Source organism: Paenibacillus sp. H1-7, from assembly GCF_022354825.1.
Taxonomy (GTDB): Bacteria; Bacillota; Bacilli; order Paenibacillales; family NBRC-103111; genus Paenibacillus_S.
This window is the reverse complement of the sequence record NZ_CP031168.1, coordinates 1,414,659-1,437,803: the sequence shown is the minus strand read 5'-3', so window position 1 is coordinate 1,437,803 and position 23,145 is coordinate 1,414,659. Positions and strand designations below refer to the sequence as shown.

The 23,145-nt window shown below is 51.1% G+C and carries 19 protein-coding genes; 3 read left to right on the top strand and 16 right to left on the bottom strand.

All coding sequences use genetic code 11. The annotated features are described in order from the left end of the window. Positions 1 to 252 precede the first annotated feature (252 nt). Genes DVH26_RS06530 through DVH26_RS06510 form a run of 5 tightly spaced genes read right to left on the bottom strand, consistent with a single transcriptional unit; the run spans position 253 to position 6,258 of the window. Complete coding sequence (locus DVH26_RS06530) at positions 253 to 1,368, bottom strand: Ger(x)C family spore germination protein (RefSeq protein ID WP_239632424.1); 1,116 nt, start codon at positions 1,366 to 1,368, stop codon at positions 253 to 255. Next, a complete protein-coding gene (locus DVH26_RS06525) occupies positions 1,365 to 2,465 on the bottom strand; it encodes a GerAB/ArcD/ProY family transporter (protein WP_239632422.1) in 1,101 nt (366 codons plus the stop codon). Before DVH26_RS06525 ends, DVH26_RS06530 begins: the two co-directional genes overlap by 4 nt. Positions 2,466 to 2,501: 36 nt before the next feature. Next, a complete protein-coding gene (locus DVH26_RS06520; RefSeq protein WP_239632420.1) occupies positions 2,502 to 3,623 on the bottom strand; it encodes a Ger(x)C family spore germination protein in 1,122 nt (373 codons plus the stop codon). Continuing rightward, complete coding sequence (locus DVH26_RS06515; protein WP_239632417.1) at positions 3,620 to 4,720, bottom strand: GerAB/ArcD/ProY family transporter; 1,101 nt, start codon at positions 4,718 to 4,720, stop codon at positions 3,620 to 3,622. The genes DVH26_RS06520 and DVH26_RS06515 overlap by 4 nt, the downstream gene beginning before the upstream one ends. Then, positions 4,717 to 6,258, bottom strand: a complete 1,542-nt coding sequence (locus tag DVH26_RS06510; RefSeq protein ID WP_481857575.1) for a spore germination protein — start codon at positions 6,256 to 6,258, stop codon at positions 4,717 to 4,719. The genes DVH26_RS06515 and DVH26_RS06510 overlap by 4 nt, the downstream gene beginning before the upstream one ends. A gap of 126 nt (positions 6,259 to 6,384) precedes the next feature. Here DVH26_RS06510 and DVH26_RS06505 point away from each other — a divergent pair, with 126 nt between their 5' ends. Next, a complete protein-coding gene (locus DVH26_RS06505; RefSeq protein ID WP_239632415.1) occupies positions 6,385 to 6,711 on the top strand; it encodes a hypothetical protein in 327 nt (108 codons plus the stop codon). 14 nt (positions 6,712 to 6,725) lie between these two features. Here DVH26_RS06505 and DVH26_RS06500 read toward each other — a convergent pair whose 3' ends face one another. From DVH26_RS06500 to DVH26_RS06490, 3 genes are all read right to left on the bottom strand, one after another. After that, positions 6,726 to 7,514, bottom strand: a complete 789-nt coding sequence (locus DVH26_RS06500) for an alpha/beta hydrolase (RefSeq protein ID WP_239632413.1) — start codon at positions 7,512 to 7,514, stop codon at positions 6,726 to 6,728. Between the two features lie 125 nt (positions 7,515 to 7,639). Further along, a complete protein-coding gene (hisC, locus tag DVH26_RS06495) occupies positions 7,640 to 8,755 on the bottom strand; it encodes a histidinol-phosphate transaminase (protein WP_239632411.1) in 1,116 nt (371 codons plus the stop codon). A gap of 311 nt (positions 8,756 to 9,066) precedes the next feature. After that, positions 9,067 to 11,358, bottom strand: coding sequence for a polysaccharide lyase 6 family protein (locus DVH26_RS06490; RefSeq protein ID WP_239632408.1), 2,292 nt, complete (start codon positions 11,356 to 11,358; stop codon positions 9,067 to 9,069). Positions 11,359 to 11,729: 371 nt separating this feature from the next. Here DVH26_RS06490 and DVH26_RS06485 point away from each other — a divergent pair, with 371 nt between their 5' ends. After that, positions 11,730 to 12,341 carry a histidine phosphatase family protein gene (locus DVH26_RS06485; RefSeq protein WP_239632406.1) on the top strand — a complete coding sequence of 204 codons (612 nt, stop codon included), beginning with the start codon at positions 11,730 to 11,732 and terminating at the stop codon, positions 12,339 to 12,341. Between the two features lie 539 nt (positions 12,342 to 12,880). On the opposite strand, the gene DVH26_RS06480 is transcribed toward DVH26_RS06485, so the two are convergent. Continuing rightward, entirely contained in the window at positions 12,881 to 14,464 is a 1,584-nt protein-coding gene (locus DVH26_RS06480) for a bifunctional metallophosphatase/5'-nucleotidase (RefSeq protein ID WP_239632404.1), read from the bottom strand. 211 nt (positions 14,465 to 14,675) lie between these two features. On the opposite strand from DVH26_RS06480, the gene DVH26_RS06475 reads away from it, so the two are divergent. After that, positions 14,676 to 15,638, top strand: coding sequence for a phosphate/phosphite/phosphonate ABC transporter substrate-binding protein (locus tag DVH26_RS06475; RefSeq protein ID WP_239632401.1), 963 nt, complete (start codon positions 14,676 to 14,678; stop codon positions 15,636 to 15,638). 226 nt (positions 15,639 to 15,864) lie between these two features. Here DVH26_RS06475 and phnE (DVH26_RS06470) read toward each other — a convergent pair whose 3' ends face one another. The 7 genes from phnE (DVH26_RS06470) to DVH26_RS06440 all read right to left on the bottom strand — a co-directional run bounded on the left by phnE (DVH26_RS06470) (position 15,865) and on the right by DVH26_RS06440 (position 22,925). Continuing rightward, positions 15,865 to 16,656: a phosphonate ABC transporter, permease protein PhnE gene (gene phnE, locus DVH26_RS06470; RefSeq protein ID WP_239632399.1), complete on the bottom strand. Its 792-nt coding sequence runs from the start codon at positions 16,654 to 16,656 to the stop codon at positions 15,865 to 15,867. Beyond that, positions 16,653 to 17,444 carry a phosphonate ABC transporter, permease protein PhnE gene (gene phnE, locus DVH26_RS06465; RefSeq protein WP_239632397.1) on the bottom strand — a complete coding sequence of 264 codons (792 nt, stop codon included), beginning with the start codon at positions 17,442 to 17,444 and terminating at the stop codon, positions 16,653 to 16,655. Before phnE (DVH26_RS06465) ends, phnE (DVH26_RS06470) begins: the two co-directional genes overlap by 4 nt. Continuing rightward, the gene (phnC, locus tag DVH26_RS06460; RefSeq protein WP_239632394.1) at positions 17,444 to 18,214 is read right to left on the bottom strand and encodes a phosphonate ABC transporter ATP-binding protein; all 771 of its coding nucleotides are present in this window, start codon (positions 18,212 to 18,214) and stop codon (positions 17,444 to 17,446) included. Before phnC ends, phnE (DVH26_RS06465) begins: the two co-directional genes overlap by 1 nt. 191 nt (positions 18,215 to 18,405) lie before the next feature. After that, positions 18,406 to 19,209 (bottom strand): lipid II flippase Amj family protein, encoded by an 804-nt coding sequence (locus DVH26_RS06455; RefSeq protein WP_239632392.1) that lies wholly within the window; start codon positions 19,207 to 19,209, stop codon positions 18,406 to 18,408. 1,064 nt (positions 19,210 to 20,273) lie between these two features. Further along, positions 20,274 to 21,044: an ABC transporter permease gene (locus DVH26_RS06450; protein ID WP_239632390.1), complete on the bottom strand. Its 771-nt coding sequence runs from the start codon at positions 21,042 to 21,044 to the stop codon at positions 20,274 to 20,276. Further along, positions 21,037 to 22,029, bottom strand: coding sequence for an ABC transporter ATP-binding protein (locus DVH26_RS06445; protein ID WP_239632387.1), 993 nt, complete (start codon positions 22,027 to 22,029; stop codon positions 21,037 to 21,039). The genes DVH26_RS06450 and DVH26_RS06445 overlap by 8 nt, the downstream gene beginning before the upstream one ends. Before the next feature lie 92 nt (positions 22,030 to 22,121). Further along, entirely contained in the window at positions 22,122 to 22,925 is an 804-nt protein-coding gene (locus DVH26_RS06440; RefSeq protein ID WP_239632385.1) for a uroporphyrinogen-III synthase, read from the bottom strand. Positions 22,926 to 23,145: the final 220 nt, after the last annotated feature.

Genomic DNA, 23,145 nt, shown 5'->3' with positions numbered 1-23,145 from the left:
TGAAGGCCTCCCCTTTGTTATGGAGCCTCTGCTTACGCAGAGACCACCTCAGGTTTCGTAATCATTGCTGCGATCACTCCTTTCTTTGAGTGTTAGCTGGCCTGCTACGAAATTTATTTTACTTCTTTTTACAGCTGATTCTCAAGCGAAAGAATCATTATAATGAATCTCTCCTGTCCACTTTCATCCAAGGGATAAATTTCATCTTCGGCGGGCGGACAACGATCGTCACCTGCGCTGCCTACTTATTTGTTATTTTATCGGACCCATGCTCTTGATTTCGGTTTTGACTTTGATGTTAATAACGGCGTCGGCCAAGGCGTCGCCCCAATGATCCTGAACCTCTTTCCAATGCTGGTATTTATACGCTCTGGCATAGAGACCGAGCCCTACCGGATCGATTCGATGCTTCTGCATTTTGTCAAATATACTTTGGAATTGCTGCTCCATCTGTTCATTAATCCATCGCTCCAGCTTCGGCCTTTCTTCCTTCACATTAAATGGAAACAGCCGTTCCGTCAAGCTATAAAGAATGTTGACCGTAATATCGAAGCGAAACCGCCCCTGCGAATACGACGGCTTAATCTGTGTCTTCACTGTGCTAGGAGTAAGAGTGAGCTTGTTGTCGGGAATCACGTCCAGCTCATCCTTCTCAGGAATCGCTATCGTAAACATCATTTCATCCAGCTCCTTATGCTGGAGTATTTTCAGCAGCGCGCTTTCCTGCAGCATAAGCTTGTCTACATACTTTCCCCGTTCGTTAAGCAGCGCCGTCCCCATAACTTCAACGGCCTTCTCCTTTTTGATTTCCGACATCGAAGGGGTGACGCCTTTCTCGAACATTTGCCGGTGCAGCTCCTGCAGCGTCGTTTTCAACGTAATATTTCTTTGATCCGCCGTATCGATCAGCTTCAATATGTGCAGGGAAAGACGCGGCTTGTCCGACGGATGGAAGTTGATAATGTCCGCGACCGGCCCGTCTACGACGACGACTCTGGCATTGACCGCAACCTTGGCATTCCGGTAAACGATATCGATCAGGGGAAACCAATCCTCATGCTGCAGCAGCGACTTTCCGAGCAGCAGAACCTGAATCTTGCCCCCAATCGTGAGTCCCGTGCTCGTCAAATCAAACTTGCTTCTAGCTTGATACAGCGTCTCGGCATGGACGGCAATCTCCTCCGACTTGATGGCCGCTTCTTTGTTGAAGACTGGGCTCGAAAGAAAATAAACCAGCTGATTATCCTTGTCCAGATCAATTCCCAGCATCAAGCTCAGCGTCAAGTCCTCTACATTCAACCTGTCGCTGCAGCCTGTTAATACTAGCGCGGCCAGCATACAGACGATCATCCCTACACGCCGCATCATCCCGTTCTCCTTCTTTGGACGTAATCATACCCGCAGGTGTACAGCCACAGAACAACCGGAAGCACAAATGCGAATATAATGCCAAGCATACCGTATAATTTTTGCAAATTATCGTTTTGGGTGAACGTAAAATTAAAAATCAGAGGATACAGCACCATCCCGAGTAAATACAGCTTCAAATCCAGCCGATGGTCCTCCTTTCCCCGCAGCTGTGTCGTGCAATATACGGTCCAGAACAAGTACGAGGCCCATACGCGAAACACAACAAACAAATAAAAGGCCAGCAGCACGATTTCCAAACGTTCAATGAACTGAAACTCCACCACTTTTAGCAGATTAAGCGTAGGCTGCATGAACCATAAGATTCCTTCCGGACTGAAGAAGGTGAAGCACGATATGGTAATTAACAAAAAAATGCACATCGATATCGTGTTGGCAATGACAATTCCTGCCGGCGCCAAATGCTTTTTTTGCAAAAAGGGGTACAAAAAAAAGGCGACCTCGAATCCGAGGAAGGACACGACTGTCGTTTGTGCGGCCAGCAGGATCGGCTTCCACCCCTCTTTAACGACCGGGAGCAAATAATGCCAGTGCGCTTCCCCCCATGGAATAAAAAACACAAATGCCATCGAAAGAAATAAATAAAACGTAAGCTCGGCGTACCGCCCCAGCACGCGAAGTCCGTTTCTGGCGATAAGATAAGTCGGAATGGCAAACAGCAGCATAATCATAACATCCGGAGTTCTCGGCAATATCCATGTTTTAATAAACAGCAGCGATCTCGCCATAATGATGAACGTCAGGAAGCCGAAATAGGCGATCAGGATCACGCCGCCGACGATTTTTCCCCATTTCCCGAAATAGACGCCTAATGCATCGAGCAGCGTGGCGTCAGGATTTTTTTGCATGATCCGAATAATGATCAAGCTTGCAACAATCGACATTGCCCAGCCCAAGATGATCGATATCCAGCCGTCGGTACCGGCTTTTTCGGCCAGCTCCCTTGGAAGCTGTAAAATACCGACACCCAGCTGGGCGCCATGGATGAGCATTATATATTGCATGAACGTGATCTCGTTATAAGTGTATTTCCTCAAATGAGCCACCTCTATCTAGCTGCATGGTATGCTGTGTTACTTGATTGGCCCCAGATCCTTGATCCGCACCTTCAAAGCAATGTTGACCCGGGACTCGGCAAACGCTTCGCCCCATCGCTCCTTTATCTTGGACCAATGATCGTATTGGTAGGCTCTTGCATAATTGCCCAGCCCGAACGGATCGATTCGCAGCTTCTGAATTTTATGAACAAAAGCCGTCAGCTGGTACTGCATCTGTTCTTGTATGATACGCTCCAGCTCCTGTTCATCCAGCTTCTCTCCCGGCGGAATCACCTTCTCGGTCAGCACTACCGACAGGTTCACCGCCAGTTGAAACGAGAACCGGTCTTCCTGCCAGCCCGTCTTCACCTTCGTCGATACCTTCCGTACCGCGAAGCTGAGCTCATTCAGTTTAATGGGTCCTGTACTCTGTATGTCCGGGATAGAAACCGTCATTGGCATTTCCCCCTTGCCCTGCCCTTGCAGCATGCGCAGCAGCATATTTTCCTGAGGCTCAAGACGCGTAACATAGTTCCCCTGCTCATTCAGAAGAGCCGTTCCGTTCAGCTTAATCTCCTTCTCTTTGCGGATCTCCGTTATGTAGGGAGTCAATCCTTTATCCGTCATTTGCCGCTGAAGCTCCTGCATCGTCGTTTTGACGGTTAAGTTTCTCCGCGCGCTCGTATCTATCAGCTTCACCAAATGGAGCGGAAGACGAGGCTTGTCTCTAGGATAAAATTTGATGACTTCCGCTACCGGACCGTCCACTGCGACCACTCTTGCATTGATACTGTTTTTCGCATCGCGGAAGGAAGAATCGAACAGCCGGAACCAATCCTTCTGCTCCAGGAGCTTTTTGCTTAACAGCACCAGCTGAGTTTTGCCTCCTACCGATAGCGCGCTTACAACCGCATCCATCTTTACCCTTGCTTGACGGAGTGTCAATGCCTTGATACCATACTCCTCTTCCTTATCTTTGGCTTCCCGGCTGAATACGGGGCTCGATTCATAGATGAGCAAATTTCCTTTTTCATCCAGATCTATTCCCGTCATAAGGATCACGGTCAAATCCTCAAGATCGCGCCGGTCGCCGCAGCCTGAAACCAGGAGCATAGCCGCTGCAATAAGCCCGAGCAGTATCGGTAAGAAACGCTTCATCTGCCGAGCCTCCTCTGAACATGGTCGCGCAGCTTTATGTAGACCGCAAGGCATACGGGTAACGCCAATGCATAGACCAACCCGGCTTGGCTGATCCTTTTGATCCATTCCTCATTCGTCGAAAACGATGGATCGAAAGCGAAGGCGAACGCAACGAGTGAAAGCAAGAATAGCGCAACATAGACGGAATCGTTTTGCTTGTTCAACAACCACCCGACAATGTACTTGTAGCAGCTGATAAAAGGAAGCCAGGTAGTTGATATGGCGAACAGGTAAGCGGACAAAAAGACGATTTCAAGCCTTTCGACAAAACGGAATTCGATGGACTTCAACACATTGATCGTAGGCTGGTTGTAATTCGTTATTTCATCCGGACTGAAATATAAGAAGCACACAAGCGTAATATACAAAAATACGATCAATGACAACGTATTGGCAATGACGATTCCGGCTGCGGCCCATTGTTTTTTTTGTAAAAACGGATAGAAAAAGAACGCCACCTCAAAGCCCAAAAATGAATAGGCCGTCGGCTGCACAGCCGTCAATATCGGCCCCCAGCCATCCTTGAACAGCGGCAGCAAATAAAGCCAATTGCCTTCGAGCGACGGGATCAGCAAAAACAGCATGACCGGAAGCGATGAGAAAAACACGAACTCCGCATAGCGGCCCAATATCCGAAAGCCGTTTCTAGCAATGAGAAAGGACGGCAAGGCGAACAGCAGCAAAATAATATAGAGCGGAGTATTCGGCAAAATCCAACTCTTGATAATGAGAGCCGCCGCTACCATATTCGCTGCTGCCCCGACAATGTAGATCATGGCGAAGATGACGGCTGTCAGCTTGCCGACGGCTTTGCCAAAGCAATGCGTCATCAGATCGAGTAAAGTTCCTTGCGGATACCGTTTCGCCGCCTGAATCAAACACAGGCCTGCCGTCAGGGAGATGGCCCAACCGATCAGCAGCGCTATCCAGCCGTCCGTACCGCCCTTTTCCGCCAGTATACGCGGCAGAGACAGCTGTCCGACGCCTACCTGCGCACCGTGAATGAGGAAAATATATTGCAAAAAAGTAACTTCGTTGTGAGCATACTTTTTCATTTGCCGTCACCCCTAGGCCGATTAGAGCCTTGCCGCCTCATTTGCGTAGCCCGCGCACTAACAGGACGCTTCGTCATTTTCCATATCGGAAAACGAAAGATTGTATCCTTCAGATCGGAAAAGCGGACCGGCGCAAAAGGACTGCCGTAAGGCGTCCCGAGCGATTCCAGTGCAATCAGGTGCCCGATCAGGGTCATCAGTCCGATGACAATCCCTACGATGCCGAACATCCACGCCATCAGCATCATCGGGAAGCGCAGCAGGCGGATCGCCGAAGCCATGTCGTAATTCGGAATAATAAAGGAAGCAATGGCCGTTGAGGCTACAACGATAACCATGATATTGCTTACGATTCCTGCCTGCACGGCCGCTTGCCCTATGACGATACCTCCAACGATGCCGACCGTTTGGCCAATCGGCGACGGAAGCCGGACACCTGCTTCTCTAAGCATCTCCAGCGTGATCTCCATGAGCAATGCCTCTACAAAAGGCGGAAACGGAACGCGCTCCCTCGACTCGCCAATAGACAAGATTAGCTTTACGGGGATCACCTCGTAATTAAACGAAATGGCCGCAATATATAACGAAGGAAGACAGATCGCAAGCAGAAAAGCCATAAACCGCATTAGTCGGTTGAACGATGCGACCAGCCATCGTGTGCTGTAATCGTCAACGCTTTGAAAGAACGATGTAAACGACGCCGGACCTACCAGGACGGCAGGAGAGCGATCGACGACAATGGCGAGTCTCCCTTGCAAAATTTGCGATGCAACCGCATCGGGGCGCTCCGTGGAGATAAATTGCGGGAACGGCGAAAACGGGTTATCCTCGATAAACCCTTCCAGCTCTCCCGAATTTAATATGGCATCGACATCGAGCAGCTTGATCCGGTCATACAGCTCCTGCAGTACCTCAGGATGCGCCACATCCTCCAAATACATGATGGTAACGGATGTTTTGCCTCTCCGTCCGACGATGATGCTTTTCATTTTCAGCTCGCGATCGGGAATGTAACGGCGAATAAGAGCAATATTTTGCGAAGCCGTTTCGACGAACCCTTGATGTCCGCCTTTCAGCGAGGATTCGATCTGCGGGTCCTCTATCGCCCTTTGCGGCCATCCTTGCGTATCATAGCTGTATGCTACGGTGCTTTCATTGATAATAAGCACGCTAAGGCCGTGCAGTATCGCATGCTCGATATCGTTAATGCCGGTAATTTCCGTTACGGAGCCGACTGTGACGGGCAGATCGGACGTACTGCTCCCCGTTTGAAGCTGAAGGGGATCGAGGACGTTGTTTGTGATCGAATTTTTGTCCGTTAATCCTTCCAAATAAACGAGTGCGGCTCTTTGGCCGGTCTGTTTAATAATGAGATGACGCACAATGAGATCGGGAGTATCGCGGAAAATATCCCGAATGCTCAGTACATTTTGGGACAGGTCGCCGCTAATCAGGTTCGGCTGTGGCTGCTGTTGGATTTGCTGTTGAATCGGGCTTTTATGCATAAGCCCTGTGAGCCATTTTCTCAGAAAGCCCATAGACCATCCCATTCCATCTCAGAATTCGACATACGGTTACTATGCCAATTCATTGGAAAATTATTCGTTCTGCTAGCAGATCCGGGCAGCTGCGGAGATTTTGGAGATAGGCAAAAAGGGAGGAAGATGAAGGTATTCCATCCGGCCGCAGAGGCCGCAATCGTCAAAAAGGACGGTGCCGTGAAAGGCACCGTCCTTGGAATTATTGAGGGGGACAGACAAACAAATAAATTCTGTTTCTGGTACCGCTCGAAGCGCACCCGGTCTCCGGCCTGCAGCAGCGACGGCCTCTCCCATTTTCAGGGTCAAACAGCCGTATCTGCGTTCGGCTATCAGCTGCCAGCTCCCGGGAAAAGCCAGCGGGTCATTGCCGGTCTGCGTCTCGGCAATCCCGCCCGAGCCAAGGCTATTCGATCGTCCGCCCCGGCGGGTTCCAGCCGGGCCCGGCCATAGCTGCGGTTCGTCGGCTAAAATCCGCGCTGACAAAGCCAGGACGCGCATACATCCGTCCATGCTTTGACGCCGGGCTGTTCGGCAGCCAAGCCCAATCCGTGACGGCCGCTCTCGAATACATGGAGCTCGAACGGAACCTTGTTGCGGCTGAGCGCCGAAGCAAACAGCAGACTGTTCTCCACCGGAACGGAGGCATCGTCCGCTGTATGCCACAAAAATGTAGGCGGAGTCAGCTCCGTCACCTGCTTTTCGTTCGACATCAGCTCAACGAGCGCCGCATCCGGCTCTTCACCCAACAAGTTGTTAAGCGATCCCTTATGGGCATATTCGCCGAAGCTGATGACTGGATAACAAAGCACGAGCAGATCCGGACGGCTGCTTTGGCGTTCGATCGGGTCCTCCGCGTCAGGGCGTCCCGAATCAAAATGCGTACCGGCGGAAGAAGCGACGTGGCCGCCTGCAGAGAAGCCGAGAATACCTACGCGGCCGGGATCCACGTTCCATTCGGCGGCACGGCTGCGCACCGTACGAATGGCGCGCTGCGCATCGGACAGCGGGTTCGGATGACGGTACGGCGCCACCCGGTAATGAACGACGAACGCGGAGATGCCGAGCGAATTCAGCCACTGGGCAACCGGCTCCCCCTCATGCTGCGCTCTACGCGCATAGCCCCCGCCAGGACATACAATTATCGCTGCGGAAGGCTCAGCGCCTTCCACAAGGTAAGGCACGAGCGTCGGTACATCCTCCGCTTCGTTCCCCAAAGCATTCGGCGTGCCGTCAGGCCATAATACTAAACTCATCCTGCATTCCTCCTATAGATATGAAAATAAGCAAAAGAGTACATGCTTAAATCATACTATACACCGGGTTATACTTGAAGAAATGTTTGGAAAAATCAATCTTTTTTCTCCTCACACCTAGCTGTTTAAGCTTGCTGGACGAGAAGCGATTCCAGACATTCGATCAAAAACTCGTTTTCCTCTCTTGTTCCTACGGTAACGCGAATATGCTCCGGCAATCCCCAGCCGGTGCCATACCGGACAATGACTCCTTGCGCCATAAGCCGCTGATACAAATTACCGGCATCGGGACCGAGCTCGAGCAAGATGAAATTGCTCATGCTCTCCGTAAATTTCAGCCCCAGCCTGCGGAATGCTTCATACAGCTGCTCTCGGCCTTCCTCGTTGACCTTCCGGGATTTCTGCACATGCTCCGTGTCTGTAATGGCCGCTGTAGCTGCAGCTTGCGCAAGCGCGTTAACGTTAAAGGGCTCCTTCACCTGCAAAATCGTTCGGATAATGTCCGGCGACGCGGCGCCGAAGCCGACCCGAATGCCGGCCAGCCCGTAAATTTTCGAAAACGTCTGGAGCACAATGACAGGATATCCCTGCCGAACGTACTCCAGCCCGTCGGAATAATCTTCGGCCGAAGCGTAATGGCTGTAGGCGGCGTCGAACATTACAAGCACCCGTTTCGGCAAACGGTCCAGGAGACGCTGCAGATCGGCTTTCGGCAAGTAAGTCCCCGTCGGATTATTAGGAGAGCATAAGTATACAATCTTCGTCCGCTCCGTTACGGCTGCCAGCAGCCGATCCACATCATAACGGAACTGATCGTCAAACGAAACCAAGACCGGCGTAGCCCCCATCAAATGACCGCCGAACTCGTATTCGCTGAATGTCGGATGAGGAATTACAATCTCATCGCCCTTATCGAGATAGGCTTCCGCGACGAGCTTGATCAGCTCATCCGCTCCATTCGTCACAATAAGCTGATCGGATTGCAGATTCAGCTGCGCAGCGATAGCCTCGTTCAGCCCTTTCGTAGCCGCATCGGGATAACGGTGAATTTCCGGCAAGTAGGCGAGGAGCGCTTCGACGGCTTTAGGCGAGGCTCCAAGCGGATTTTCGTTCGACGCCAGCTTGACGACCTTCTCGATTCCGAGCTCCTGCTGCACCTCCCACGTCGGCTTGCCCGGGGAATACGGCTTCAAGTTTTTCAGAGCTTGACGTGCTTGTACTTGTGATTCGTTTGGACTCATTGGTGAAAACACCCCTTCATTGGTACTTTATTACGATAATTCGATATTACACTAATGCATTAATTAAGTAAAGTATTAAATCGCTAAAATTCCCACTTGAAAATCAGCAAATAGCAGATTCTCTGTCCGATGTCTGATAGACCGCTGCCCTATCCTTAGGGCAACAGATAAGAACCGATGTCTTCCTCCAGCCTCATGGTAGGGAAGTGCACATTACGCCCAAGGACATCAGAGAGGCCATCTTCTGGCTGTCACGGGCAGCCGGCACACGAAAAAGAGCCGTACCGCTAACGGCACGACTCTTTTTTTTATTATTTGGACCAGAAGGCGACCAAAGCCTGCGCATAATTTTGCAGCACTTGCTTGGCTGCGGCGGTGATCTGATCGTCCTTGTTGTTAAGATGCTTCAGGAAGTTGTCATCAACGAATTGGATCGCCTGCTCGATGGAGCCTTTTTCATAATGATGCTGAGCCTGCTTCAGGCTGTTCGTCAGTTGAGGAACCAGAGAGCCTGTCAACTCTCCGGAAGCGGCATACCCTTCGACCAGTCCCGATAAAGAAGCTAGAGTCGGCGTCACCCGGAAGCTTAAAGTTTGTGCTGTCACATTACCCGCCTTATCGGCAATTTCTACGTTTATCGATTGCTGGCCGATCCGGGCTGTCAGCGGAATGGTCGCCTGGGTTTCGTAGGTGGCTTCAAGAATCGTAAAGCTTTGCTTGGCCAGTCCCGACAATCCGTCCTGTGCCTGAAGCTGCACGTTCAGCGTATCCGTGTCGGCAAAGCTTAACGACGATGCATAAGGCTTCCCGTTCAATGTCAATTGATAGGTTGGCTTCGTTTTATCGATTTGGATTTGCACCGAGCCCTCAGGCTCCGTGAGACCCTCTTCGTTGGTATACCGGTAAGCAATCGTATGCTTGCCTTCCTGAGTAATGGAGAGCGGTCCTGTATAGGATGCCCACGCCTGCTGGCCGTTCAGCCGGTATTCAATAGACCTGGTTCCAGGCTCCGTGTTCATCGCACTGAGCGCAACGTTCACGCTGCCGTTATACCATTCTGCGATGTCTTTGCCCGCTGCTTGAGGTTTGATCGCGGTCACGGCATTCGGACCTACATCGGCAGGAGTAAGCGGCTGGCGGAGCGCCGGAGCCGCCGAATACTCATCAGCGCCGACGTCTATTGCATCCCGGGGCTGACCGTCCATATCCTCGTTCAGGAACGGATAGCTGCCGGTTCCTGTATTGATTGCCGGACTGCCGGCAGACAGCTTTTGCAAGCCGCCTAGAGTCACGAACAGCGGATCCGCTTCGCGTATTTCGTATGTAGCCCGCGTGACGTTGTCCAGCGTTCCGCCGTAGCCGATATTTCCTTCGAAGAACGTGTTCGACGTCTTAACCTCGCTGTACAGCGGACCGCCGGATCCTACCACCAAATTGTTCGCTACTACGCTGTCGACCGGCGCGTACGTATAGCTCTTCCCGACAACGATGCCGTTGGATGCATTCACCATCGTATTGTTCGTCACTTGAGCCCGGTACACGCGCCAATGCTTCGCCAGCACGCTGGAGTCGTAATTGCTGCCGTCCGGCCCGGCATCGTAATCGCCGCCGTCGATATGAATCGCACCGGATATATTCTCGAAATAGTTGTTGTAAATTTTTTGATCATTCGCGTAAATACGCAAGCCGCCTACGCCCGACTTTCCATCGACACGGAAGAAATAGTTGCCGTAATAGCTGTTCGCATGTCCGTGACGGGCGGTTACTTGCCCTTTATTGTTAATGAACGTGTTGTAGCGAACCGTATTGTTGCCGCTTTTCACGGAAATGACTTCCGGATCGCTGTCTAAGTTGACGAACAAATTATATTGGATTGTGGTATAACCGTTGCTCATGGACGATCCGGACAAGCCTACGCGAATCGTCTCGCCTCCGTTGGTCGTCTGAGGCGCCGCATCATGGAAGTAGTTGTATTCGATTACATCATATTGGGACATGACGCCGTTCTGGAAGGCGATCATTTGACCCAAATCTCCGCGTGGGCCGAACTCATTATGATCGATCCGGTTATGATGGCTGTTGTTGCCCCCGAACTGAACCCACTTCCACCCTGCAGGATTATTAACGACGGCCATGGCGAACGTATTGCGGGTAACGCGGATGTTGTTGCTGTTGTTCATATTGACGGCGATCGCCGTTCCCGTAAATTTGAAGCCCTGAATGACGATATAAGAGGAATTGCTGATGTTAAACCCGGCGCGTGCCGTCAGTTCAGCCTGGCCTTGGTTTTCGGCCTTAATCGTAATCGGGGCGGACGCCGTCCCGTTCTTGCCGCTAATGCTGAAGGCGCCGGTATGTGAATAAACCCCGTCGGCAAGCACAATCGTCGTTCCCGCCGCAGCAGCGCTGATGGCGGCTGTCAATTCAGCCGTTGTTGTGACACGAACGACATTGTCCTGCTGCACGGAAGCATCCGATGAAGCGCTTACCAAAGCAGCCGTTTGAACCGGAGCGGTCGACTCCGAAGCGGCCGCCATGCCTGCAGGCAGCAGCATGGTCCCCACGCAAACGCACTGGAGAACGCGAAAAACCTTTTTACGCATAATCAATCCCAACCTTTCGCACATGATTGTTGTAATAAGGAAGCTTGGAGCCCTTCCTTGTTCATATCGGGCTCGCGGTGGATCATACCTTTTGCCTTCCGATGGGAGCGTTTACAACTGTTGCAATATGGAATGGCTTAAGATATACGCTAAAACATAGCTTGTCTTTTAATATACGACATCTTGACGATAGATGGACATAGTCAAATCTCCGATCTATTTGTCGATTATTCACTACATGAGGAGTCGTAATGAACAGGAGCTTTTAAGCAATTGGAAAATAGTGTATTATCTAGTTAGATGATTTTTAAATTTAATAATAATCAAATTAGTTTTGGAACTACATCATGAAAAAGACGGGAGCCGGTATAATGAGCACAACTTTTTACCTTGTCAGACATGCCATAAAAGAAAAGGGGTCACAGGACGTCGGTCTAACCCTCGAGGGCGTACAGCAGGCACGGAAGACGGCTGAGCGATTTCGCCAATTGCCCATACAGCATATCGTCAGCAGTCCGCTGAGAAGAGCGAAGCTAACGGCTGCGTTGATTGCTGAAGCAACAAACCTTACCGTTTCAGAGGATCGTCGTCTGCGGGAGCGTGCTAACTGGGGAGATTTGCCGGGACAATCGTTCGAGGCGTTTGTTGCGATGTGGGAGCGGTGCACCCAGGACCGCGACTACTCCCCGCCGGTCGGCGACTCTGCGAGGAAGGCAGGCGAACGGTTGTCTTCCTGCCTGTCGGAGCTTTCCGAGCGATATCCGGAGGATCACTTGATCGTCGTAACTCACGGCGGGCTGATAACCGATTTTTTGGTCAATGTGTTCTGCGAGGAGGAATTGCATCTTAGACATCCTCATTTTATTGCGGAGCAAAGCCACTTGATCGCAGAGTGCTCTATAACGGAGATACGCTGTAAGGGCAGGATATTTGAATGGGTTAGCTTTGCCGATACCCGCCATTTGCATACGAAGGACAGTTAATATTCCGGCGATAATACCAGATGCTTTGTCCAATCAAAGAGACATCCTCTTGCATCTCTTGTATTGTACCTATCAAAATGAAGGAGCGATGTACAATGGCATGCATCAAAGTGTATTCAACCGGTCCACTTGAGAACCAGGCAAACAATCGTTCAACGACGGTCTTTACAAAAGTGTTAAACAACAGTCGCACCAAGAACGTGAGAGTAAGAGTACTAGTATTCCAGTTAAATGGAAGCAAAAGACTGATTAGCAACCGACTTCTCACTGTCCCGCCAGGATCATCAAATTTCATAGCTACCGACCTGAACTCCAGCGTGTTTCAATTTGAAGTCAGAATTAGAGTCCTTGGCAGCGCATTGCTTGGCGTTTTTGGGAAAACGGCGAGAGGAAACCTTAACCCGTCCCACCGTTTAGTTCATAGCGAATTAACTCTTCTGAAAAGACGCAAGTAATCGCCCTACTCCAATGAAAAAGCTGGCGCATTAAATGCACCAGCTTTTTTCATTTCACAGGCTGAGTTAGCCGTAAACCTTGACCTACCAGATCACTTCCCAGTTCGAATTGAGCTCGGCTTCGATCGTTCCCTTTTCCATAATATAAGTAGCAAGCAGCTCCGCCATGTCCGTCGGGATATCCTTCACGATCGGCTTCCCTTGAAACATCGTGTAGTTGCCGCCGCCGGCCGCACGGTAATTGTTCATAACGACATCGTACTGGGCTTGCCTGTCGAGCGGCTTGCCTTGAAATTGCAGGAACACGACCCGTTCGCTGGGTGGCCGGGAAATATCGAGCTTATACTCGATGCCTTCCCACATATCGTAGTTGTAATGCTGCGGCTTCGGCTCGTTGAAGGAAGGATGTACCTTGACATCTCCCCCGTCGTACGTTTCGAAATAAGAGGCTGAGCGCTCCAGCGCATCCTTGATATCCTGCCCGCTTATTCGAATCACCTGAAGCGTGTTCGGATAAATGTAGTTCGATACAATATCGCGCATCGTAATATCGGACGGAAAGCCCGGAGACACATTATCAAACAGAGCCGTATTGGATATAGGGGCTCCGGACAAGTCCATCTGCACCCGGTTGATGAACTCGATCAGAGGGTGCTCCTTCAGTCTCACCTGCATCGCATCCGTAATCCTCATATCGCCAAGCAGCTTGCCGATCGGGCTATCCAGCCACTCCTGCGTCAGCTTCTCATGCGGGGCTACGAGCTCCGTAATGGCTTCGACCGGCTCCATCCCAACCGGCGACAGCAGCCCGGATTCGACTTGCACAATCTCCCAGCGCTCCTCCTTTTTCTCCAGGCGAAGCTGCATTTTTCCGAGGAAGGACCCTTGGCTCCCCGGCTGAAGCACCGCCACCCCATGGATGAAGCAATCGGCAATCGTTCGATGCTGGTGACCGGTTAATAGCACGTCTATCCCTTCGATATCGGCGCAAAGCGCATATCCGACATTCTCGCGCGTTAGCGGCTCTATCGCTTCTCCTGTGGCCAAATCCCTCTCGAAGCCTCCATGATAGGAAACAATCATGACATCCGGCCGTTCCTGCTCTCTGATGTCGGCGACCCACCGCTTAGCCGACTCGAACGCGTCCTCAAACCGCAAGCCTGCAATATGCTCCGGTTTCTCCCAATTCGGGATATAATGTGTCGTCAGCCCCAATATCGCTACCCGCACTCCTTCCGGAAGCTCCATCATACGGTAGGGACGCCCGAAAAACGGCTCGCCGCTCTCGGCATCGACAATGTTGGCGCTGAGCCACGGAAAGCTCGACTCCTGTATCGCTTTGTGCAAAAAAGGAAGGCCGTAATTGAATTCGTGATTGCCTATTACCGCCGCGTCGCACTTCATTTCGTTCAGGCAGGCGATCATCGGATTCGGCGCCTTGTCGTTCTTCTTGGCATGATGATAAGCCAGAGGCGTTCCTTGAATCAAATCGCCGTTATCTATAAAAAGGACATGCTCGTTAACGCTGCGTTCCCGTTCAATCAGCCGGGCTATTTTGGCAAAGCCGCTTTCGGTCGGGGCATTGTTCGCATACTGGATAGGCAGCATCGACCCGTGAAGATCGCTTGTCTCCAAAATTGTGATCGTGCAGCTTTGACGGTTCGTCATGACAGGAATCAGCTCCGTTCGCCATTTTTTTCAAGTTTAGATTGTTTTCACTATATCAAAAATACAATCATGCAATCAATTACTACAAAAGAATTAACATTTTTTATGAACTTCGCGGTGCTCCTTAACATTTTTTTTACTGTTGCTCCATGTATTCTGTGCTATAGTATAAAAAGAAATAAATTCCAATATTAACTGGAGGTCAAAAAGAATGTTCAAAAAAATGACAGCTATCAGTTTAACGCTGTTGCTATCCGCGGGAATTGCAGCGGGCTGTGCCAAGAAACCCGAGCCTACACCGGCTGCTCCGGCGCCTGGAGACAAGAAAGAAACGGCTGCCAAAGGGTTCGTGCCTAAAGAATTGAGAGTTCAATTCGTTCCTTCCCAAAGCGCTGAAACGCTGGAAGCAAAAGCTAAGCCGCTTGAGAAGCTGCTAGGGGACAAGCTTAACATTCCGGTTAAAGTATCCGTATCGACCAACTACAACACCGTTATCGAAGCTATGGCCTCCAAGCAAGTGGACGTAGGCTTCCTGCCTCCGAACGCCTATGTGCTGGCGCATGACGAGAAGAAGGCGGCAGACCTGCTGCTTCAAGCGCAACGCTTCGGCATCGAGGATGCAACAGGCAAAGACACGAAAGATCTCGTGGACTTCTACAAAGCAATGATCATCGTAAAAGCTGATTCGCCGATTAAAGATATTAAAGATTTGAAAGGCAAGAAAATCGCTTGGCAAGGCGTTACTTCTTCCGCAGGCTACGTATGGCCGGCAAGCGAAATGAAGAAAGCCGGCGTTGACCCTGAGAAGGACGTTACCGGCATTGAAGTAAAAGGGCACGATAAAGGGGTTCTCGCGGTTCTTAACGGCCAAGTGGACGCTGCCGCTATCTTCCAAGACGCTCGTAACACGGTAGTGAAGGATGTACCGGACGTATTCTCCAAAACGAAGGTGCTTGCTTTCACTGCCCCGATCCCTAACGACACAATTACCGTTCGTAACGATATGGACCAAGCGTGGAGAGATAAAATTGCGCAAGCGTTCATCGATATCGGTAAAGATCCGGAAGGCGCGAAAATCATTTTCGACGTATACTCGCACCGCGGCTACATGAAATCCGACGATAAGAAGTTCGACGTCGTTCGTGAATATTCCAAATTGATCGGCCAAAAGTAAACATATTGAAGCCACCCATAAACAGGGTGGCTTTATTTTTGGGTTGTGATACATCTCCGCCCGAAAGTCCGGCACTGACCGATAGGCAGCTACTTCCGTACGCTTATACTAAAAAACCGTCCCTTGCTGAATAGGGTGCCGTGATTGGCACGATTCAGCTTACGAGACGGTTTTCTTTGTATGATTTTGCTTCTCTTTGCTAGTGATCAGTTCTCTCAATCGATGATTACACCAGCCGCTTGCGGATCGCCGCGGAAATGTAGTCGATGATCGTAACCATCACGATAATCCCAAGCAAAATGATGCCGACGCGGTTCCAAGCCCTTGCTTCCAAAGCGAAAATAAGCGGCGTACCAATCCCGCCTGCACCGATTAAACCAAGAATCGCTGCGGACCGGATGTTAATCTCAAACCGGTACATGGCAAAGGATAAGAAATGCGGCAGCACTTGCGGCATAACGGCAAACCAGAGCACCTGCAGCCGATTGCCTCCACACGCGACCAACGCTTCCGTCGGCCCCAGATCCAAGCTCTCGATGGCTTCCGAATACAGCTTGCCGAGCATCCCGATGGAGTGAAGTCCCAAAGCCAATACCCCTGCATAGGAACCCGGACCAACTGCTTTAATAAAGATAATCGCCATAATAATTTCCGGAAACGTACGGATCAAGCTTAGCAGAAACTTGCCCGAGCCTGAAACCCATTGGAATCGGCTCATATTATTCGCCGCCCAAAATGCAAACGGGATACACAGCAAAGCGGAAATAAAGGTACCCAGGATGGAGATCGCCAGCGTATCCAGCAGCCCTCTAAGTAAATCCTCTCCCTCGGGTAGATATACGTATCCCCAGTCCGGATGGGTTAATCCCCGTAAAATAGCCGCAAAATCCCGGCCTGCGTTCTCGGTAAGCCCTTCGAATTCAATGCCGAGAATCGACCATGCATAAATGGCAAATATAATAATCGCTACAAGCCAAAACCGGATGCGGAACGGTTTTTTCAATGATGGATTTGTCATAGCAGCCTCTCCCTTACTTTCGTGCTGACATAGTCGATAATCAGGACGATAGCCAGCGTCAATACAATAATTAATGACGCACGATCGTAACGGAATTGCTGCAATGTCCGGTCGAGGAACAATCCGATCCCGCCGGCTCCGACCAGCCCAAGTACAGCTGCCGCCCGTATATTGACTTCGAACGTATAGAGAAAATAGGCCATATATTGAGCTGCAACCTGGGGAACGACGCCAAAATGAATCCACTGCCATTTGTTAGCTCCGACAGCCGTCATTGCTTCCAAAGGCCCCGGATCGATTGCCTCGATCGATTCGAAGGTCAGCTTCGCGATCAGACCGAACGAGAAGAAAGAGAGCGCCAAAATCCCCGGCATAGCCCCGATACCGAAAATAGCTACGAATAAAGCCGCAAACAACAGCTCCGGGATTGTACGAATTAGATTCAAAATAATCCGCGCCGGATGATAAATCCAGGGAGAACGCGTTACGTTGCCTGCTGCCAGCAGCGCTACCGGAATAGCGACTATACCGCCGACGGTCGTCCCGATGACCGCCATCTGCACCGTCTGCATCATCGGCTTCCATACGACGTCAATATAACTCCAGTCGGGCGGTACCATCTCGACGAGCAGCTTGCCCATCTCAGGTAAACCGATGATCAGCTGGTCGATCGTTGCATTCGTCTTAACCGCGCTCCACCAGAGCAAGACGATAATCAGCAGCGTCGACATGTACGATTTGGTATGGGATGGCTTGCGCAGCGGCTTAAGCCCTTGCTCGGATGACATCAGTCTTCCCTCCCAAGCAGCTCGTCCTTCTTGATGGCCCTGCCGTATATTTCGGAGAATTTCTCGTCCGTCGCCTCGGCCACCGGACCGTCAAATACGACTTCACCGGCGCGCAAACCAATAATTCTTGTGGCATATTCTCTTGCCAAGTCGATAAAGTGAAGATTCACGACAGTCGTAATGCCCAGATCCTGATTGATTCGTTTCAAATCGTCCATGACTTGTCTCGTCGTCAACGGGTCAAGCGAGGCTACCGGCTCATCGGCCAAAATGATTTTCGCTTCCTGTGCGAGCGCCCGGGCTATCGAGACACGCTGCTGTTGTCCGCCGGACAGCTCATCCGCACGGGAATAAGCTTTCTCGCGAATATTTACCCGCTCCAGCGCCTTCATGCACAGCTCGATATCCTCTTTCGGGAACATCCTGAGCAGCGTGCGTAACGTCGAATGGTAGCCGACCCGGCCGGACAATACGTTGCGCAATACGCTGACACGCTTGACGAGATTAAAGCTTTGGAAAATCATGCCGATATCGCGGCGCATCCGCCGAAGCTCGGCACCGCGCGCATTCGTAATCGACCTGCCGTCGATCAGTATTTGACCGTCGGTAATCTCATGCAACCGGTTCATGGACCGCAGCAGCGTCGATTTACCCGCTCCCGACAACCCGACTATGACGACGAATTCACCCGGATGAATAGTCAAGTTAATATGTTTCAGACCAATGGTTCCATTGGGGTACACCTTTGAAACATTTTGAAATTGGATCATAGGTAACGACGTTCTCCTCTGGTATAAAATGACTATCTTTACTCCTTAAAATTCGACATAAATTTCCTATTTCCTTTTTTACAATGGTTTTCATAAAAGCTTAATATAATGCATCCATTTTTATGAATTAGTCAAAAAAGCCGCCCCCCTGGATGGAGAGAACGGCAACAACGACGTGCTATGTATTGGAATTATTGCGATACAAGCGGGACGAGCCATTGGATCAAAAGCGTACACGGGACAAGCAGGAGCTGTGCAAGCCATGTGCCGCAAAATCGGGAAAACATGAGCCAGCCATACATTTTGCTGATCGAGCTCATGCTCGCTTGCCCGTTCATCGCCCTGTCGGTCAGCAGTGCGATTTGCGGGTCGACAAGCATCGTCATCAGAATCGTGGCGATGCCGTTGACCAGTCCCGACGATTGGGAGGCGGCAATGCTGTACTCCGGCATCAGGAAGGAGGCGTAGAGCGCGGACAGCACCCCGACGGTGTAAATCCCGGTAATGAGCATATTCAGCAGCATCAGCCGTTTGGGTACACCGCCGACGCGCAAGCGAGACAGCATCGACCAGGTCGGCAGCTTGAACTGCCGGCCGGCATATTTCAGGCTGCGAATGGACACCGAATCGCGGACGAGCTTCGGCAGCGAGCCGGTAACCTCGAGCCGCGTAATCATTTTGGCCGAGATGCGCACCGCCGTCGGGAACAGGACGATCGCAAGCAAAGTGCCAAGCGACGCCCCGGCGATCATTACGTGCATTTGCGCCTCCAGCGATACGCTCGGATCGCGCTTAGCCTGGTCGATGACGCTGCCCATCATCGGCCCTTGGACGAGATTGGACGTCCGCGACAAGAGGACTACAATTCCGGTCAAGGACAAAGCTACGGCCAGCTTGCCTGTCCGCACTCCGGCCAAACGGAGCGCATAAGACAATGTCTCCACCGCATGAATAACAAGGGTCAGCACGGCGACCCAAATCACTTTATCCGTCATCCGCTTGTCACCGCCCCATAGAAGAAGGCTCTGGAGGCATATAAACTTAGCGGCGGCTGACTGGAGAGCCGGATTGCTTTTTCCCGATTCCAATCGTTCAACACGATCAACCTCCTATTCATCCTATGCGCTGTGCTTCCGCGCGGAAACTATGTTTTTGCGGGTTAACCCCCTAAGTCTGCAGCCGGCAACCATTATTCCGTGAGCATAAATTCGGCAGCCGGAAGTCCTTCGTGGAGCCTTTTTGGAAGAAGCCTTGAGCACTTGTGACTTGGATCGCAAAAGGCTCACGAACTCGATTCGTTCCGAATCTAATACAATAGCGTAGTCGGATTCAACATTACTTTCTGCTGAGTCTGCATATCCAGTCTGCCATGGAGATCGAAACTCCAAACAACTACTTCAAGCGTAACGGACACAGCATCCGTTATTTCCTCAAAAAGGGGCATTCCGTGCGTGCTATCGGACATAGGATCAGCTATTGGGTGATTTTCCCATCAAATGTAGCAGAATTCAGCCAAATAACGGAATCACGGTCCGATAGCACCGTATTTCTATGCATTTTGGTGGCAATAGCGGAACCACGGTCCGTTTCCCTTGGAATAGCTGGTTCCGTTCTTTGAAGCGGTCCACGATGAGGCCAGGTTCTGCCCCCGTCCAGCATTGCCCTAGGTGCATTTTGGCGGCAATAGCGGAACCACGGTCCGCTTCCCTTGGAATAGCTGCGAGCAAGGCATCGTTTGTCTTTTAAGCTCGGTTTCAAGTGTCTTAACACGTTCCAATGGCTGATTATCGCAGCTGGAAGCCGACTCCTGCTTTTATAAACAAGCCTCTCTATCCATTGATCTTACTACACATGGAATGCAAAAAAACAAGAAATGTGGCACCGCAAAAATGCGGTTTCCGGGAGAACACATAGACCCGGGTCGCCGCGTAAAATAGCGAGGCTTATACTGAAGGAACGAAAGTGACTGACGCTTCGTCTGATTTTGGAGACGGCAAAAAACCGACGCAGCAGCGGACGTATCGCACACCGCTATGCATCGGTCTTCCAAATGGGAAGGCTACCCCGCCACATCCCGTTTGGTAAACAGCAGCCAGGAAACTACATAGAACAAGATCCAATACAGCACGATCATCGTGACGGAAAACCCGAGCGTCATCCCTGGAATCGGAGGCTGACCACCCAGCAAGTAAGGGGACAGATCCGTATTGGCGAACAGAATATATTTCACCCAACTGTATTTGAACTGGGAGAGCACCAGCACAATCGTATTCGCCGTAAACATAAGACATATCGACAAGCCGATTGCAAGCGAGCTGCTTCGGAAAGCGGCGGAAATCATAAAGGCCAATGTGACGTACATCAGCAAATCGATAAACTTAATACTATACGACTGCATAATGTTCGGAAACGCCTCTTGGTCGCTGACAGATCCGCTCAAGCCGAAAAAGATCAAGCCGACAAAGTACGAAATAATCAATAGGAACAATAGCAGCGTCACGAGAAAAAGCACGACGGAGATGTATTTGGCCGCCAAAATTTTGGACCTTGTCGCCGGACGGATGAGCAGAAGCTTGATCGTCCCCCATGTAAATTCCGAGGCAACGATATCACCTGCTACAATAACGCTGAAAAGGAATACAAGCCAGCTCATGCTGCTGGACATGGCCACGAAGGAAAAGGCGTGACTTAGTCCGGAGCCTATTACATATTTCAACATAGAGGCCATAGCAACAACGACCAGCAATATGATGCCGAACATGACCCATGTACGGACCCGGCTGTATATTTTCATTTGCTCATTTTGGACAAGGCTAATAAAATTAGACAATTTGATTCCCCCTTGTAACCTCCAGGAACTGGTCTTCCAGCGACTTATTCCGGGTCCGGATGCCGTACACGCGAATGCCCGCGGCAACCAACTGCACGTTTAATTCCGCTATCTCTTCTCGGCTGCGGCATTGGACCGTTAACGTCCCTTCCGTATTCGCCGCCGCTTCGTCCGCACCAGACAACGAACCGCCTGCAGCTTCCGCTCCTTCATGCTGTCCGATGACCGCGCTATCGCCAACCAGGCGAATCGCGGCTTGAGCCGCCGCACTTACGCGATCCACGTCAAGGACAACCTCCAACAATTGCTCTCCCGACGGCGTCTCCTTGAAGGAGCGCACGTCGAGCAGCTTGCCGTTCTGGATGATGGCGACCCGATCGCACATCAGCTCCATCTCAGACAACAGGTGGCTCGACACTATTACCGCGATGCCCTCCTGCTGCGACAGCTGGCGCAAATAATCGCGCAGCTCGCGGATCCCTTCCGGATCGAGGCCGTTGGTGGGCTCGTCCAGAATCAATACGGCCGGGCGATGCAATATCGCCTGAGCTACGCCCAACCGCTGCCGCATCCCGAGCGAATACGTCTTCACTTTATCGTGAATGCGGTGCTCCAGCTTGACCAGCTCGATCACTTCCTCGAGCCGTTCCTCGGTAATACCCGGAATCATCCGGGCGAAATGCTGCAAATTTTGATACCCCGTCATAAATTTATAAAATTCCGGATTTTCCACAATCGCTCCAACGCGCCGCATTGCTTCTTCAAACTGCTTGCGGATGCTGAAGCCCTGCACCAGTACCTCGCCCTCGGTGAGCGACATCAGGCCGACGATCATGCGGATCGTCGTCGTTTTCCCAGCCCCGTTAGGTCCCAGGAAGCCGAATACTTCCCCCGGCATGACGTCGAAGGACAATCCGTCGACGATCGTCTTGGAGCCGATCCGTTTGGTCACGTTGCGAAGCTGTACTACTGACATAGTATTCATAAAGCCTCCAAATGAAAAAAGAGTAGGGTAACTTTTTCAGGAAAAGTATACCATACCCCTCATTGTAGACCAAACCTGCCGCCTAGATACGGCTACTGTTCATAATAATGGCCCAGAGCTACGATCATGCTGCCCATCCGCTCTTCCTCCGGAGCGACAACGCGCTCAATCCCTTCGTCCCGAAGCGCTTCCGCCGTCACCTTGCCGACTGCCACTGCAACCGTGCTTTCCCGGAATGCAGCCAGCAGCGGCTCCTCCAGCCCCTTCTCACGGGCATAAGCCATCAGGAAACGTACCTGGGGCGTGCTCGTAAACGTCACAGCATCCACTTCTCTTCGCACAATTTCCGATAGAAGCGTATCGACAACCTCCAATTCCGGCGGCACATGCAAATAAGGCAAAATTTCATAGTAATCGGCCTGCTGCTCTTTCAGCCACTGTACCAAGCGCGGCGCATGATCTCCGTATAATTGCAGGGCTACCCGGCGCCCTTTCATATCGTATGGCTGGAGCGCCCGAAGGATACCGACCGTCGTACCGTCATCGTCTCGTACCGTCGGTGCCAGTCCAAGAGTTTTCAAATAGTTGACCGTCTTATACCCTCTCGCTGCAATATTCATCCGCCGGAGCTGCTCTACGAACGCTTCTGCAGCTCCCATCTCCTCGGCAACCTTATACAGCATTTCGGTACCTACGCCGGTAGTGAAGATGATCCAGTCACCGCCAACGTCCAGCAGCTGCCGGAGCTCCGCCTCCACCTTCTCCTTCTCGATCGCCACGGTCCCTTGCGCGGGCCGTATGAGCGGGATACCTCCCTGCTTCTCCACAATTACGCTAAGCTCAGCCGCTTTTCTCGGGCCTGTTATCGCAATGCGTTTTCCTTCTAGCCTGCGCATTCAGCTTCTCCCCCATATATATCATTAAAATGTCATACCAATAATGTTGATGAGATAACTGTACTATATCGCAAAAATTCGTAATTTACAATCAATAACTGCTTATAACCTTCATAAATATTTCTTATTTTTGTTGTAATAACGAATATTACACCCCAAACAACATGTTAATATTCGTCTTTTACTCCAAAACAAAAAGCCGACGGCCTCCGGCATATTC